This is a genomic window from Psychrobacter sp. 72-O-c (genome assembly GCF_904846605.1).
In the GTDB taxonomy this organism is placed as follows: Bacteria; Pseudomonadota; Gammaproteobacteria; order Pseudomonadales; family Moraxellaceae; genus Psychrobacter.
Window position 1 is genome coordinate 107,563 of record NZ_CAJHBI010000002.1, and the last position, 14,983, is coordinate 122,545.

The window sequence follows — 14,983 nt, forward strand, 5'->3', positions numbered from 1 at the left end:
TGAAAACATAGAAAAGGCAGCCTGATGGCTGCCTTTTTTAGTTCGTAGTGATAATTTAGAAACCTAGTAATTTAGACTTCATTGGTATAAAAATAGTTTAGCGCACTATAAAACGGCGGCTTTCGCTGACTTCAACTTCACCCGGCTGAGTAGCCAGTAATTCGCCACGTGGGCCTTTTTTCTTTTCTTGTAACGTAATAGGTGCGGCTGTAGAGCGCTGGTCGGCAGGAGTGACGTCGCTACTATTATAAGCTTCACCCATAATAAGTGGCTGATAGTTCGCATTGCTATGCTGCATATTTAACGGCTGTACGGCAACAACATCACCGTTCAATGCTTCTTGTTCGTTCACTTCAACTTCACCCGGTTGGGTGGCTAATAACTCACCATCAGGACCTTCAATTTCAGCTTGTAAGGTATTGTCGACAGGCGCAACGCGCATATCTGCTGGCATGACAGTACTATTAGCAGGCGCAGCTATTGCTAATCCTGGCATAACCAATGCGGCACCTACGAGTAGTGATAAGGGTAAAAGACGATTTTGCATAAGTAAATTCCTTGAGTTATAAATGTAAAGTAGATAGATTTTACGCTATCAATTTAAAGCACTCTTAACATTAATCGCTACTTATTAAAATTTAGAATACTTAAATATATGTAGATTCTGTATTTATATTAAATATACAAACTAAAATTACGAGGGTCATACTAGTAACTACTATGATTGATACGAATAAAGAGCCTTATAAAGTAGCTAGATAATTTACAATCTTTACAGGCAGCAATACCCGCTCTAGATCTGCTATGACAGTAGTAAACTCATTAATATCTAGCCACTTAACGCTTTTACCTAGAATCGTGCAATGGCCCTATTTATGGTATTTATTTTTATAGTTTAGATTCAAAATTTCAAACTATAGTTTTAACCATTCATGTATGAACCATGGCATTTTTATGCTACTTCTACTTTAAATATTTATTATTAATACCTAACAGCAGAAGTTAATAGCCCTGCCTTGTTCCTCAGTTTATTCCATCATATTTTCGTCCATGTCTGAATCAATAAACTGTTCTTGTACGTCGTTGTTAGGCACACGAATCACTGGGAAGGTTTGATCTATTTCTGTATTATCAAGAATATCTTGATCTGCTTCTTGACCAACGATGACCGTACGATCGGCGCTAGATTCTACGGCTACAGCCGTACCAGCGGTGGTGTCAAAGCGTTTAACTTGGTCTTCAGGGGCAATAATAACCTCTTTAACGCTATATTTAGCAGGACGGATAACGCGGTTGGTCTCAATAAGCACTGGCTCGACAGTGCGTTCTTCAACGATAGCAATTTCAACTTCTGGGGCCGGGATCTCTAAAGTTTGAACTTCGCTGATAATCGGAGTTGGGAATTTATCACCAAAATGGTTATCGCACTGCTGCATACTTAGACGTACAGGGTTGCCATCGCTATCCATATAAACGTTAACTGGCATGTCAGCGGCAATAGGCACGTACTTGCCAACGAGTGCACCTGACACTCCATAACGACCATTTGATTGACCCACACCTAAGTCGCAAGCGCCAGCTGCATAATCAGCAGTGCCTAGATTATTGCTGTTTACCACATTCTGCGGAATCATGACCTCGGACAAGCGCATTTTTTTGACAGTGGCTTCACCAGCACGGCGCATTGGATTCTGGTAAGTATAAGGAGTGTAGAATTTAGCTGAACCATCTTTGACAGCCATGACGCATTCGTCATAGCTATCGTAGCCCACGTTGCCATGTCCATCTGTAGTCATGCCAGCATTCGCATTACTAGCAAACATAGCAATTCCAGAGGTTAATACTGCGGCTGTTAACACATTCAATTTCATTGTATTTTCCTTTTAATTAGAGATAGATTTTTTACTTTAAGTGATTCTTTTCCAGATTAAACCGCCATTATTTTTTTGGTGTTATTTATTCTTAATTGATTTGTTACTTAACTTTATTTTATTTCTCATGAGATTCTTTGTATCTTATGTAAATATTGCTATAAAGTAACCAGTGTTGTGATAAACAGCACCCTAATCTATCTGTAATCTTACTTTAGTGGCTTTAATATCGCTGTGACATTAGGCTAGGAATGTGTAGCTTAATGTATTGAAAAACCGAAAATTGGTAATGTTGTTCACCAAAGAAATACGTTATTAGTATTTATTAACATTGTATCTAGCTAGTCTTCCAAATTATAAATAATAAAAAACCGCATTCTAATATTAGAATGCGGTCGTTAATTACTCACTGTTAATATCGTGGCTAGTAATTATGTCAGTACTTAGCAATAACAGCGGTATTAATTTTTGTCATCAACTACTTCAAAACTAATACCAGCATGATCTTCTAACCGTTTCAATAGCTGGTCGCCCATAGCCACTGCCGGTGTCCAAAATCCACCTCCGACAGTCTCTTTACTAATATCTTGTGCAAGACACAATGCTGACTGTGCCAACATACGCGAGGTACTGCCATAGCCAGGGTCTTTATCGCCTGTGACCTTAGTGCTAATAGTGTCCTTTTTAGAAGTTTCACCGAAAAAGCGAATATCAAAAAACCCATCTTCTTGTTCAGATTTAGAAGGACCAGAGCCTGATTTGGGTAGGACGTGTTTTGAGAGAAATTCACGGCTAGGCTTAAAAATCATCGCCGTGGCAAAACCCAACAGTCCCACGCTCATGCCGTAGCTCATTAGCTGACCTTTGATGCCATCTTTCATCCACATCGCCTCATCATACTTAAAGTCGCGACTGTATTCATAATCAAGCAACTGATTACTGCGATGGACGATGCGGGTATTAATACTTGCCATCACAAAAGGTGCCAGCCATCGGTCGTGCTTGGTATCGTATTCAGGCTTGCTAACGTTATCTTGGCGTACGTTAGGCGCGTTGTCATCATCATTAAGTAGATAGGGGTTAGCTACTTGACTGCGGCGCCCTTTATCTTTGCCTACTTCCTCAAAGATAGTCGCCATTGAAGCAATGGTGCCGCCGGACAATCCGCCTTTAGCTGCTTTTACGCGCATATGGATGACATCGCAGGACCTATCAAACTGGGCTTTAGCTTGCTGCTGGGTAAAGTAAACGCCCAAGTCTGAGGGAATAGAGTCAAAGCCGCAAGAGTTGACGATACGCGCGCCGCTTTGCTTGGCTGTCTCTTGATATTTGTCCAGCATGTCTTTAATAAAGATGGCCTCACCAGTGAGATCAACATAGTCAGTGCCATTGGTAGCACAGGCTTTAATCAATGGTTCGCCGTATTGAAGGTACGGGCCTACGGTTGATATGATGACTTTAGTCTGTTTGGTCATCTCATTAAGGCTGGCGTCATCGTTGCTGTTAGCAATGATAATATCGACTTTTCCATTATCTGGCTTACTGCTCAGCTCAGATTGTAGCTTTTTAAGCTTGTCCTCATCGCGTCCTGCTATCGCCCATGTGATAGCTGATCCCTCAGACGAGCCCTCTTTCGACGTTGATTCAAATAAGAATTGCGATAAATAATGAGCGGTAATTTGTCCAACAAAGCTAGTAGCGCCATATAAAACGATCGCATAAGGACGCTCTTTATTGCTGGCTTGTTTGGTGTCCTCTGATTTATTAATCTTTGTTGATGTACCTGTATTAGTGTCCATAATAAATTTCCTTGATGGTTGTTTTTATGAATGGGTGGTGCTTGTTAACAAGTGGGCTCTAAGTACTATTGCTGAAAAATTTAGTCTTGTTACTTCATTTTTTATTTCAATTTTTTGATTAGGCCAAGGATGTTATTAAAACCTAAAGAACTTAGCATAACAGATTAATATTTATAGCAGGTTTATTGATAATAGCGATTGGTATTGAGTAAAGATAAATTGTTTATAGCTATAACCCTTCAAGAACTATTTACAGGCTTTAGATAACGATAACTTGCTACAAACAAGGTAGTAACGCTACAAAGGTTACATAACATAGCGCATTTATTACCAAAGTGAACGTTATTCACGTTTAAACATTGCTAATCTATGGTTTTAGGCAATAAGCATTTAAGTAGTAAACATTAGTGTCAATAATATAATGTTTTAACGTTTATTTGAGGAGAATAATTATGTTTCGCTGGGCTATTATTTTTGCAGTCATCGCACTGTTAGCAAGTTTATTAGGGTTTGGCGGAGTCGCTGGGCTGTCGTCTAGTTTGGCATACATCTTCCTAGCCGTTGCCGTAATCTTATTTATTGTGGCTCTTGTCAGCCGCAAGATGTAATAGAAGCAACACCATGTTGATAGTCATTCAGTAATATAAAAAACGTCCTCAATTGAGGACGTTTTTTCATTTAGAGATTTAGTAAGCTAATAAATAACTACAAACGTTTAGGCTTGATAATGTATTCCATGCGTTTTGCTAAACGAATATCATGGCTGGTAATACCGCCAGTATCTTCGGTGGTTAGGCGCACGTTTACCACGTTATAAGTATTGCTCCATTCAGGATGATGCTCAAGCGCTTCGGCATAAAACGCCGCTTGATTCATAAAGCTAATAGCTTCAATAAAGTCGCTAAAATGATAGCTCTTGACGATGGCATTGCCATCGCGTTGCCAGCCAGCGAGATCTTCTAGCTGCAAATCAACTTGTTTGTCAGATAAACTACTCATGGGATTATCCTTTATTATTATGTTAAGTTTATTTGTTGAAAGGTATGATGTGAAATTCGCTGATGAAGACCGCTAGTGGGCACTCTGCATCAAGAATACAAGCATCTCTAGGAGATAACTATTGAAAAGAAGTAATGAAAAAAGCTCTTTTAGTTTATAACCAACACAAGGTAAAAACCCCGCCTAGGCATGATATCTTGTCATATATTTGATTGTAAATATATGACAAGATATCATGCAGATAGAAGGGTAGTGATGCTTAAATAACTACAGTTAATATAAAGTAAAACAGACACGCTGATATTGACATGCGGTTAGTACAGATTTGCTCGTTTGCTATGCGGTCGTGCCACTCCAGATGCTGCAAAAAATTTATCCCAACACCCTATCTTCGTTTTAAAAAGAACCGACTGTAAGACCTATCAAAAATAGATCTATGAATGACTGTAGACTTTTACCAATATTCTTTCTATTAAAAGACTATTCATAGCGCTCAATTATATTAAATCTCGATAGTCGGGATGCTTATTAATATACGAGGATACAAAAGAGCATTGTGGAACAACTTTTTTGTTATGCTCACGGGCATAATCTAGAGCATGCTTTACCAATGCTGAACCAACACCGCGTCCGCCTAATGCTTGCGGCACGATTGTATGATCATAGACTAATAAAGTATCGCCGCGCTCCTGATAGCTAATATAGCCGGTTTTATCATCAATAGACGTTTCAAAGCGATTGGCATCTTGGTTGTGAGTAATATCTAAATTTTTCTCAGAATCTTGTTTATTCATTAGGGCCCTCCATTAGTGGCTATTATTATTAATGTTATGATTATTTTTGGTTTGTATTAAGTAAATACGTCAACTAAACCAAGACTTAAACGATAAATCATTTGCTCTATTATTAGCAGTTTTTATCTAAGTTTCCAGTCACATACGGTAAGAGTAGATAGACCGTATGTTAATAACCTTAATGAACATTTAATGAGCAATTAATAGCTATTTAATAACTACTAGTCCGCTTTATTTGTATCACGCTTTATCTGAACACACCTTAATCTAAACGAGCTTTTATTCAAAAGAGTCTTATTCAAAGACTTTACCGTGCGTAAAATAAAGCTTGGCGAACTACTTGAGGGAGAAATCTACTAAGACCGCCTCTAGCTTGCGCCTCTGGTTTAACTTTTTTAGAATCCAGCATGGAGCTGCTATCGCTGTTGCTAACAGTATTCGACACGGATAGTTTATAAGCGCGCCATTCTTGGGCATTTGGTTTACTAAAGTGGTGAATACGTCCCAACATTTGCTTAAATTGGCTACTGAATTTTCCCGTGTTATAGGTTAAATTATACTTGCGACACAGAGCCTGTACCTGTGGCGCAATGCGAGCATAGTGGCTGGCGGGCATATCAGGGAAAATATGATGCTCAATCTGATGGGATAAGTTGCCCGTTAAAATGTGAAACAACGGACTGCCCTGAATGTTGCTGGAACCAAGAATCTGACGTACATACCAATCACCTTTACTCTCATTAGCATCAAGATGGGTGTAAATATGCGCTTGCTCCGTAAAATGTCCGCAAAATATCACCGCCCACGTCCACAGATTGCGAACAATATTAGCAGTGACATTACCGCTTAACGTGGTCATGGCACTACCACGACCTAATGTTACCCCTGCTATAGTAGGTAAGAAAATGGTGTCTTTGCCCACTTGTCGTGCAATTTTGGCAAATAACGCCCGGGATTTTTGTTGCATCGCTTTATGCAGATCGGGAGTGTCTGCATATTCATCAACACTGATTTGGATATCATGGAAGGCGACTGCCCATTCAAAGCCTAATGCTAGGATCGCAGTTTTAAATAAGTTATAGCGGTCGCTTGGCGTCCAGGGCTGCTCATCAGTAACTCGAATCAAGTGATAACCGACGTCATGGTCGCGGCCAATGATATTGGTAAAAGTATGGTGCAAATAATTGTGCGAATGTTGCCATAGGGGCGCAGGACAAACGATATCCCAATCAAATTTTTGGCTATTAAGATGCGGGTGCTGCATCCAATCATATTGCCCGTGCATGACGTTATGACCAAGCTCCATATTGTTTAAGATTTTACTGAAGCTGAGCAGGGACGTCCCCAGTAGCCAAGTACCGACTTTACTGCGTTTGGATGGCAGTCGTCCAGCAGCAGCCAGTAGGCCACGTGCGACTAGCTCGCTATATACCACCGTCGCATAAACACGTTGAATATAACGCGCATCCTTGCCCCCTAGTGAGTCCATCACGCTTTGATAAAGCGCGTTTAGCTCATCAGCAAGTGCTTCGGTCTGGACTTTTGGTAATGGTGCGCCCGTCAAAGTAGGATATCGAGTAGGCTGGGATTGCGTGTCCATATGCTGATCATCAGCATCGTTATTGTCGGCCGTCGTATGAGCAGTTTGTACTGCTGATAACAAGCGATCTTGAGCTGCCATCTGTCTATCGGTTAACGCAGTCAGAATAGGTACAGCAGATTGTGCAGTGGATATAGGCGGTAATAAGCGCATTAATAATCCTTAACCGAATTGGCTCAAATAAATAACAAGCATCAAGTTCGGTTTAATAGTTCGTCTAAGTTTTAGCGAAAAGTATAAGTTAAATCTAGTTTCTTTTTCATGTTATAAGCTGTTATAAAATTTTATAGGCAGGTGTCTTTTGTGTCAAATATTACTAAATATCTAGCACGACGTCAGTCACAGGCATATTAATGCAAGTTTGGATAGATTCGTAGCCGTCACTGCTTAGCTTACCAGTTTGAATGTTTTTGACTACGCCGCTGACTTTATTGCAACGGCACAATTGGCAGATGCCTTGTCGGCAGCCATAGGCTAGGCGAATGCCAGCGTCTTCCGCACTCAACAGTAATGTGGTGTCACTGGTGAACTGCCGTTGCCGGCCGCGTAGATAGACAGTCTTTTCTTCTATGCTACCTGTAGTGTTCTGCTCTGTTTTATCATTATTAAAACTCGGTAAGGCATGGCCAAAGTTCTCTACAATAATATTGTCACGCAAAGAGCTTCCTTGTGGGAGGGTTATCTCTGCTGTCGCGCGATACAATCCTGCTAATAACTCTTGCGAACCACAAGCAAATATTTGTGTATCAGCTAAAGGTAAGCTCAAAGCCAATAGACTTTCCGTACTCAAATGACGGCTGTCCGCCAAATAAGTGCTGCGGTCTTCAGTATTAACAAGATGATAGGTAAACATTGGATATTTATCAGCTAAACGTTGCCAATTTCCCTGAAGAGGGCCTTTTATTAATGCCGTGCGATCATAGTATAACAACGTTACCTGATGACCGTACTGTAGAGCTTGGGTAATCAAACCCAACATTGGAGTAATACCACTACCCCCAGCAATAAATAATAGCGGTGACAAGTTATTAATATTTGATTCTTCTGCAAATAATTCGTTAATAGGTGATTCGTCAATAGATGACTTTTTAGTAGAAGAGCTAACTTGTTTCTTCAAAACTGTTTGCTCTAAAGTAAAGTCACCAATCGGCATACTGCTGCCAAATATAGAACCAAGTGCGGCGTGCTGTGTCAAGTAATCAGAAACCAATCCTTGTGGCTTGATAGCGATAGTGACGGTATGGCGTTGCGTTTTTTTATTTTTACTGGTTTTGTCGCTAGTGACATCATCGTGCCACCATAGCGGTTGCTGTGGCAAGCCAATTAACGAATAACTGCGTTGATGATAAGTGCCATCAATAACAACGTTTAAATCAATATGCTGACCACCATACCAGCCATCGTGCAGGCTATTTTTTGAGCCAAATGCCTGCTTTCTAAAGGCACGATTGGTCTCAAACTGTAGTGCTATCAAATCATCACTAAGCGCGCGGCGTGCTATTAGTCGCAACTTAGGCACGGTTAATGACCAAAAAGGATGCAGCCGCGACCCCATAAAACCAATAAAAGCATGTTGAACAATTTCAGGCTGATAGCCGCTGGGCATAATCACGTTACCTTTTAGGTATTACTTACTTTGTACTATTTAATAATTACTTATAAAATTTCTAAACTGAATGCTGCACTGTATAATAAGAGCAGTCATTTATTAAGCTACACTAATATCATAGCGTCTATTGATTAAATTTGCGAAATATTTGATGCTATTTTTTGTGGACTTTATAAAACAGGACTGAATCAGAAGTATAAGTAAGCAAGTTGGATAATAATTTAATGAAAATTTTTGTAGAAAAGGGTCATGGCTTTGGAGTAAAAGACGCAAAACAAGCTGTAAAACAGCCTGTTAGCTTGCAGGGCATGCGCTACAATGCGATAATGACCTATAATTTGTAACCCTGATTTTGAGGTACGGCACGCTTAGCATCATCGCTGAGTCGCATTTGCTGGCCTCTTCTATGCAGTCTATCGGAGTGTTAATGGCTCAATATATTTACACGATGAACAACGTGTCAAAACTTGTTCCGCCTAAACGCGAGATCTTAAAAAATATCAATCTGTCCTTTTTTCCTGGCGCCAAAATTGGTGTATTGGGTATCAATGGTTCAGGTAAATCGACTTTGCTACGCATTATGGCCGGCGTTGATACCGAATTCAGTGGTGAGGCACGTGCGCAAACAGGCACTAAAATTGGTTATTTACCACAAGAGCCGCAGTTAGATGACAGCAAAGACGTGCGCGGTAATGTCGAAGATGGTATGCGTGAAGCCTTAGATGCGCTATCGCGTCTGGATGCTATTTACGGCGAATACGCCGACCCTGATGCAGACTTTGATAAGCTGGCTGAAGAACAAGGTAAGATGGAAGATATCATCCAAACGTGGGATGCACATACCTTAGATACCCAGTTAGAAAAAGCGGCCGACGCCTTACGTCTGCCACCATGGGATGCTGACGTGAGTAGACTATCCGGTGGTGAAAAACGCCGTGTGGCCTTATGCCGTCTGCTGTTATCACGCCCTGATATGCTATTACTTGACGAACCGACCAACCATTTGGACGCTGAATCTGTCGCATGGCTTGAGCAGTTCTTGCAAAATTATAGCGGTACTATCGTGGCTATTACCCATGATCGCTATTTCTTGGATAATGTGGCGCAGTGGATTTTGGAGCTTGACCGTGGCCATGGCTATCCGTATGAAGGCAACTATACTCAGTGGCTAGAGCAAAAGAACACCCGTCTAGAGCAACAGAATAAGCAAGAAGAGTCATTTGCTAAAGCCCTGAAAAAAGAGCTGGAGTGGATTCGTAAAAACCAAAAAGGCCAACAGGCCAAATCTAAATCTCGTGTACAGCGTTTTGAAGAGTTAAACTCGCAAGAGTTCCAAAAACGTAACGAAACCTCTGAGATTTATATTCCACCTGGTCCACGTCTAGGTAATAAAGTCATTGAAATTAATGATATTGCCAAATCATTTGGTGACCGTTTGTTGTACGAAAACCTAAGCTTTAACGTGCCAGCGGGTGCTATCGTCGGTATCATCGGTCCGAATGGTGCGGGTAAAACCACATTATTTAATATGATTACTGAGCGTGACACTCCAGATGCTGGTTCAGTTGATTTGGGTGAAAGCGTTAGTGTCGCTTATGTTGGTCAGGTTCGTGATAACTTAAACGATGACAAAACCGTTTGGGAAGAAATTTCTGATGGTCTAGATATCATTACCGTTGGCGAATATACCACGCCGAGCCGTGCTTATATCGGCCGCTTCAATTTTAAAGGCTCAGACCAACAAAAACGCGTCGGTCAACTGTCTGGTGGTGAGCGTAACCGCTTGCAACTGGCGAAGACTCTGAAGCAAGGCGCGAACGTACTGTTACTCGATGAACCATCGAACGATTTGGACATTGAAACTTTACGTGCGCTAGAAGATGCTATTCAGGTTTTCCCTGGTACAGTAATGGTGGTCTCGCATGATCGCTGGTTCCTTGACCGTATTGCCACTCATATCTTGGCGTTCGAAGAAGAGGGTCCCATTTGGTTTGACGGTAACTACTCTGAGTTTGAGACCTATCGTAAAAAACAATTAGGCGCTGATTCTGGTCCTAAGCGTATGAAGTATAAGAAAATTACTAACTAAGTTTAAACTATAGATCATTTATAAATATGCAAAAAAAGACCTCTAATCAATTAGAGGTCTTTTTATTGGGCTGCTATTTTATCAAGTTGGCGTTAATTTTTTATTGAATGGGCATTAAGCTGTTTTCCATTCACATTAACGCTTACGCCCAAATTTACGTTGTTTTTTATTGCTGATTTCAGTAATCGCATGGGCAATTTCTTCTTCATCAAGGCTTGCGACTTGCTGCAGAATTTGCATCATATCGGGGCTCAGCACATATTTGGCATGATGAGCGATGTCATCGATACGTTGATCAAAAGTCAATATGCCAGTCTCTTCCTCTTTTCGTAGATAGTCGAGGCGGATAAGCGCGTTAACAAAGCTGAGAAATAATGAGCGATCAAAGAAATCAGGAATATCATCGGCATAGAGCACAGACAAACGCTGGCCTAGTAGATGGCAGAGATCAACTACTTCGTCTGCGGTCAAGTTACCTGAACCTTGCTGAGCCAGTAGGGCCAGGGTCATAAAGTAACGTTCAAGGCTTTGCTCAACGGGGGTGCCGAGCACCTCTAACTGCTGATAACGGTTACTATTGGCTTCAGGGACGCTGAGCATGCCGTCACTTAATTCAACAATAAGACCATGAGTCAACATATTATCAATCTTTTGATTGAGGGTATCGGTTAAACCATGGGCGGGATAATATAAAAATAATTCGCTTTGTAAGAAAGGATATAGCTGCTCCACAATACCATCTAAGCGACTGCGCTCGATACGGCCATTACGGGCTACTAAGGCCGCTAGGAACGACTGTAGAATAAATACATGCAAGATATTATTACGGAAATAGCTGAGTAATGCCGCTTGCTTGTCCGCCACTTGAATAATATCACCTAAGATATGCGGCGTACGTTCAATAAGCTTGAGCTTAATACCATAATCAATGATTTGCTGCGGGCTCATATCAGTGATGATCGTATCATCGGAATAAGGCTGCTTGCGCGCGATACTTTGGTAAAGAAAGATTTGATCCCGGCAAATTTCCTCATCTAATGCTGATTTTGGTGCTGATAGTAGTACTAAGGACAACAGCGATACCGGGTTGATTACCGCTGCTTTATTAATATGCTGCATAATCTTGACGCCAATATTATCGACCATGGCGCTGGTCTTGTCATCGAGCGGCGTATCTGTGCGATTAGCAGGCAAGCTGTTAGCAGGCACATCGAACTTTTCCATAAAATCGGTAAGATGTAAGGGTGTACCAAAACTTAGATGGACATTACCAAAGATGCGCTCAATCTTACGCCCAACTTTTAGTAACCCCATTAAGGATTCTGACTCTTTTGGTTTGCCTTTTAACTCACCAACGTAAGTGCCGCCTTCCATGATGCGCTCGTAGCCGATATAAGTTGGAATGAATACTACCGGTTTATTGGTTTGGCGTAACTGACTGTGAATCGTCATCGCTAACATGCCCATCTTCGGTGGCAGCAGTCTTCCTGTGCGCGAGCGCCCGCCTTCAATAAAGTACTCAATAGGGGTGTTTCGGGTGATGAGGGTATGCATATATTCGCGTAATACAGCGGTATACAGCGGATTACCGCGAAAGCTGCGACGAATATAAAAGGCGACTGCACCGCGAAGCATGGGACCTAAGATTGGCACATCTAAGTTATCACCAGCGGCAACATAAGGAATACTCAGTCCACGCTTATATATAACATAAGACAGTAGAAGATAGTCGACATGGCTACGATGACAGGGCACATAAATAATTTCATGATCAGCCGCAAGCTCGCGCACACGCTCAAAATGATGCACTTCCACACCGTCATAGAGCCGCGTCCATAACCAAGTCAAAAACCGATCAAAGACCCGTATAATGGGGTGAGAGTAATTGTTGACCATCTCATTGGCATACCCTTTAGCTAGGCTTCGTGCCTCACGGGCGCTGATATCTGATGCTTTGGCTTCGCTTTCTATCGCATACTTGATGGCAGGTGAATAAATCAGCTTATCTACCAAGTTACGCCGATCTGATAAATCAGGACCGAGCATACTGGCGCGCTGTTTATCAAGGTAAATGTTGAGCTGCTGCTGTAACGTGTGCACCAGCTCGCGATTGGTATTAGCAGAGGGAACTAAGGCCTTAGTAATTTTCTGTGTGACGCTGTCTTGACTTAAATTACCTTGTAAATCAACTGAAACGGCGCTGCTATCCACACCATCAAGGTTTTCAACATTATCAAGGCTAATATCCGTGCTATTAACACTATGAAGAGCTACTGGCTCATCTGTGCTGTCATGCAGGCTTTGATAAATAATCTTGCGCAAATCTTGCGAGGGATGGAATTGTACAAAGGTATCGCGTCCCATCACTCCAATATTAAATAACTGCTTGGTAATGCTTGGATCTTCCCAGTTATCGGCCGCTAGCAGTTTAAATAGAGAATCCTCTTTGTCAGGGGCGCGTCCCCAAAGGATAGAGACGGGTACCAACCTTATCTGCAAGTCTGGATACTGTAAAGTGGCAGCGACTAAACGCGAGAGACGCGGCGACAGCTGGTCATCTTTAGCCTTTGGATGATGTAAAAATATAATAGCCGCATTCTCACGAATTTGATGGGCAGTATCTTTTACCCCGACCAAAGCAGGCGGTAGCTTATGCTCTTGAGTTTGCAGATCAATCAAAATACTATTAGAGCGCGAATAATCTTGTAGCACATAAAAGGTTAGCGTCTGATCATCAGCATCAAATTCTGGTAGCTCGCCTAAAAGCTTAGGCTTGACGGCCACGTCGAGCGTCTGCCCTGATATCTTGCGATAAAGCTGACTAATCGGTGCATTAGAATAGGATTTTGCAACTATTGGATTGGCGTCAGCGGCTGAAGTAGTACCAGTTTCTAAGGTAGTATTATTGACTACTGGTGCCTTAAAAATCCGTTTTTTTAGGAACTTTGGTATCATAATAAAAAGTCAAATTTGTCAAATATAATGGGCGTATGATGCCATAAAAGCAGACAAAGCGATATATAGTGTCTGTATTTACCATTAATAATATAAGGCCATAATAAGGTTCTCTGAATCATCATTTAAATGACTAGATACTTAGAGCATCAGCTATTTACAGTGTTAAATATTTAGGCCATCGACTATTTAAACTAACAGCATATATGCGTAAGATGAGTAACGCTATACTTAAGCTTATCTTCTATCACCACTCATTGAAGTTCGACACTTATGACTCCTGCTATCAAACTTGCCAAACAGCTTGGCCTTGATTATCAGCTACACGAATATAGGCATGATAATAGTGCAACCTCTTATGGATTAGAAGCGGCTGAAAAACTAGGTGTTACTGCCGCACAAGTTTTTAAAACGTTAGTGGTAGCAACGGAAACTGGCGCGTTAGCAGTCGCTATTGTGCCCGTCGATACAACATTGAATTTTAAGAAAATGGCCAAAGCGCTTAGCTGCAAAAAGGTACAAATGGCCGATCCCAAGCAAGTCGCGCGTAGTACCGGCTATGTACTTGGCGGCGTCAGTCCATTAGGGCAAAAAAAACGCTTAACGACAGTAATAGACGTATCGGCGCAAGTACAACCAACCATTTACGTCAGTGCGGGACGTCGTGGGTTGGAGATTGAGCTACCTCCGAAGCAGTTGGCGGAAGTGTTAAATGCTTGCTTTGTAGATATTGCCGATAGCTAATAGCTAATAACTAATAGCTGATAATTAACAGCTATTATAGATTTTCAAACTTGCTAAGCTCTAATTTTAAATGGATAACCCTATACTACACTTACTACAAGGATGCTACGTATGCCGCATTTAACTATTCAAGCCACACCTAATGTCACCATCCCTCATGCTGAGTCTTTACTGAAAACGCTCAATAAAGCGCTTTGGGATAGTGGGCACTTTGGTAAGCCCACTGATATTAAGGCTCGCATGCTCCCAATAACGACCTTTTTAGTAGGAGTAGAAGATGATGAGCAAGAGCATGGTTTTATTTACGCGCATTTTAAATTAATGGCAGGTCGTGATATCAATGTGCGCAATCAGTTGGCAGAGCTACTGTTTGCTACCATAGAGGATAAGCTAGGCGCAGCGCAGTCAGGTCGCACGGCGCTACAAATATGCGTCGAAGTAGAAGAGATTAGCGCTGTTTATCAAAAGAAAATGCTTAGTCGTTGAGAGTGAGGTTTTAAGCTTTGGGCTTCTGTTTTACGAA

Annotated in this window: 12 protein-coding genes; 4 read left to right on the plus strand and 8 right to left on the minus strand. The window is 41.5% G+C overall.

Annotated elements, in window-relative coordinates:
• Positions 1–97: 97 nt before the first annotated feature.
• The 3 genes from JMX97_RS01100 to JMX97_RS01110 form a co-directional block, all read right to left on the minus strand.
• Positions 98–547 carry a hypothetical protein gene (locus JMX97_RS01100; RefSeq protein WP_201554262.1) on the minus strand — a complete coding sequence of 150 codons (450 nt, stop codon included), beginning with the start codon at positions 545–547 and terminating at the stop codon, positions 98–100.
• Positions 548–1,028: 481 nt separating this feature from the next.
• On the minus strand, positions 1,029–1,871 hold the full coding sequence (locus JMX97_RS01105) for a hypothetical protein (protein WP_201554263.1): 843 nt from the start codon (positions 1,869–1,871) through the stop codon (positions 1,029–1,031).
• A gap of 461 nt (positions 1,872–2,332) precedes the next feature.
• A complete protein-coding gene (locus tag JMX97_RS01110; RefSeq protein ID WP_201554271.1) occupies positions 2,333–3,670 on the minus strand; it encodes a saccharopine dehydrogenase family protein in 1,338 nt (445 codons plus the stop codon).
• A gap of 452 nt (positions 3,671–4,122) precedes the next feature.
• On the opposite strand from JMX97_RS01110, the gene JMX97_RS01115 reads away from it, so the two are divergent.
• On the plus strand, positions 4,123–4,278 hold the full coding sequence (locus JMX97_RS01115; RefSeq protein ID WP_201554273.1) for a DUF1328 domain-containing protein: 156 nt from the start codon (positions 4,123–4,125) through the stop codon (positions 4,276–4,278).
• A 97-nt stretch (positions 4,279–4,375) separates the two neighbouring features.
• On the opposite strand, the gene JMX97_RS01120 is transcribed toward JMX97_RS01115, so the two are convergent.
• From JMX97_RS01120 to JMX97_RS01135, 4 genes are all read right to left on the minus strand, one after another.
• Positions 4,376–4,669, minus strand: coding sequence for a 4a-hydroxytetrahydrobiopterin dehydratase (locus JMX97_RS01120; protein ID WP_201554275.1), 294 nt, complete (start codon positions 4,667–4,669; stop codon positions 4,376–4,378).
• A 497-nt stretch (positions 4,670–5,166) separates the two neighbouring features.
• Positions 5,167–5,463, minus strand: a complete 297-nt coding sequence (locus tag JMX97_RS01125; RefSeq protein WP_201554277.1) for a GNAT family N-acetyltransferase — start codon at positions 5,461–5,463, stop codon at positions 5,167–5,169.
• 307 nt (positions 5,464–5,770) lie between these two features.
• The gene (locus tag JMX97_RS01130; RefSeq protein ID WP_227671393.1) at positions 5,771–7,216 is read right to left on the minus strand and encodes a fatty acid desaturase family protein; all 1,446 of its coding nucleotides are present in this window, start codon (positions 7,214–7,216) and stop codon (positions 5,771–5,773) included.
• A gap of 163 nt (positions 7,217–7,379) precedes the next feature.
• On the minus strand, positions 7,380–8,669 hold the full coding sequence (locus tag JMX97_RS01135; protein WP_201554279.1) for a flavin reductase family protein: 1,290 nt from the start codon (positions 8,667–8,669) through the stop codon (positions 7,380–7,382).
• A gap of 430 nt (positions 8,670–9,099) precedes the next feature.
• Between JMX97_RS01135 and ettA the strand changes: the two genes are divergently transcribed.
• The gene (gene ettA / locus JMX97_RS01140) at positions 9,100–10,761 is read left to right on the plus strand and encodes an energy-dependent translational throttle protein EttA (RefSeq protein ID WP_201554281.1); all 1,662 of its coding nucleotides are present in this window, start codon (positions 9,100–9,102) and stop codon (positions 10,759–10,761) included.
• Positions 10,762–10,896: 135 nt separating this feature from the next.
• Here the strand turns inward: ettA and plsB are convergent, their stop codons facing one another.
• Entirely contained in the window at positions 10,897–13,716 is a 2,820-nt protein-coding gene (plsB, locus tag JMX97_RS01145; protein ID WP_201554290.1) for a glycerol-3-phosphate 1-O-acyltransferase PlsB, read from the minus strand.
• 273 nt (positions 13,717–13,989) lie between these two features.
• Here plsB and ybaK point away from each other — a divergent pair, with 273 nt between their 5' ends.
• Both ybaK and JMX97_RS01155 read left to right on the plus strand, forming a co-directional pair.
• The gene (gene ybaK / locus JMX97_RS01150; RefSeq protein WP_201554293.1) at positions 13,990–14,460 is read left to right on the plus strand and encodes a Cys-tRNA(Pro) deacylase; all 471 of its coding nucleotides are present in this window, start codon (positions 13,990–13,992) and stop codon (positions 14,458–14,460) included.
• Between the two features lie 111 nt (positions 14,461–14,571).
• Entirely contained in the window at positions 14,572–14,946 is a 375-nt protein-coding gene (locus JMX97_RS01155; protein WP_201554295.1) for a 5-carboxymethyl-2-hydroxymuconate Delta-isomerase, read from the plus strand.
• Positions 14,947–14,983: the final 37 nt, after the last annotated feature.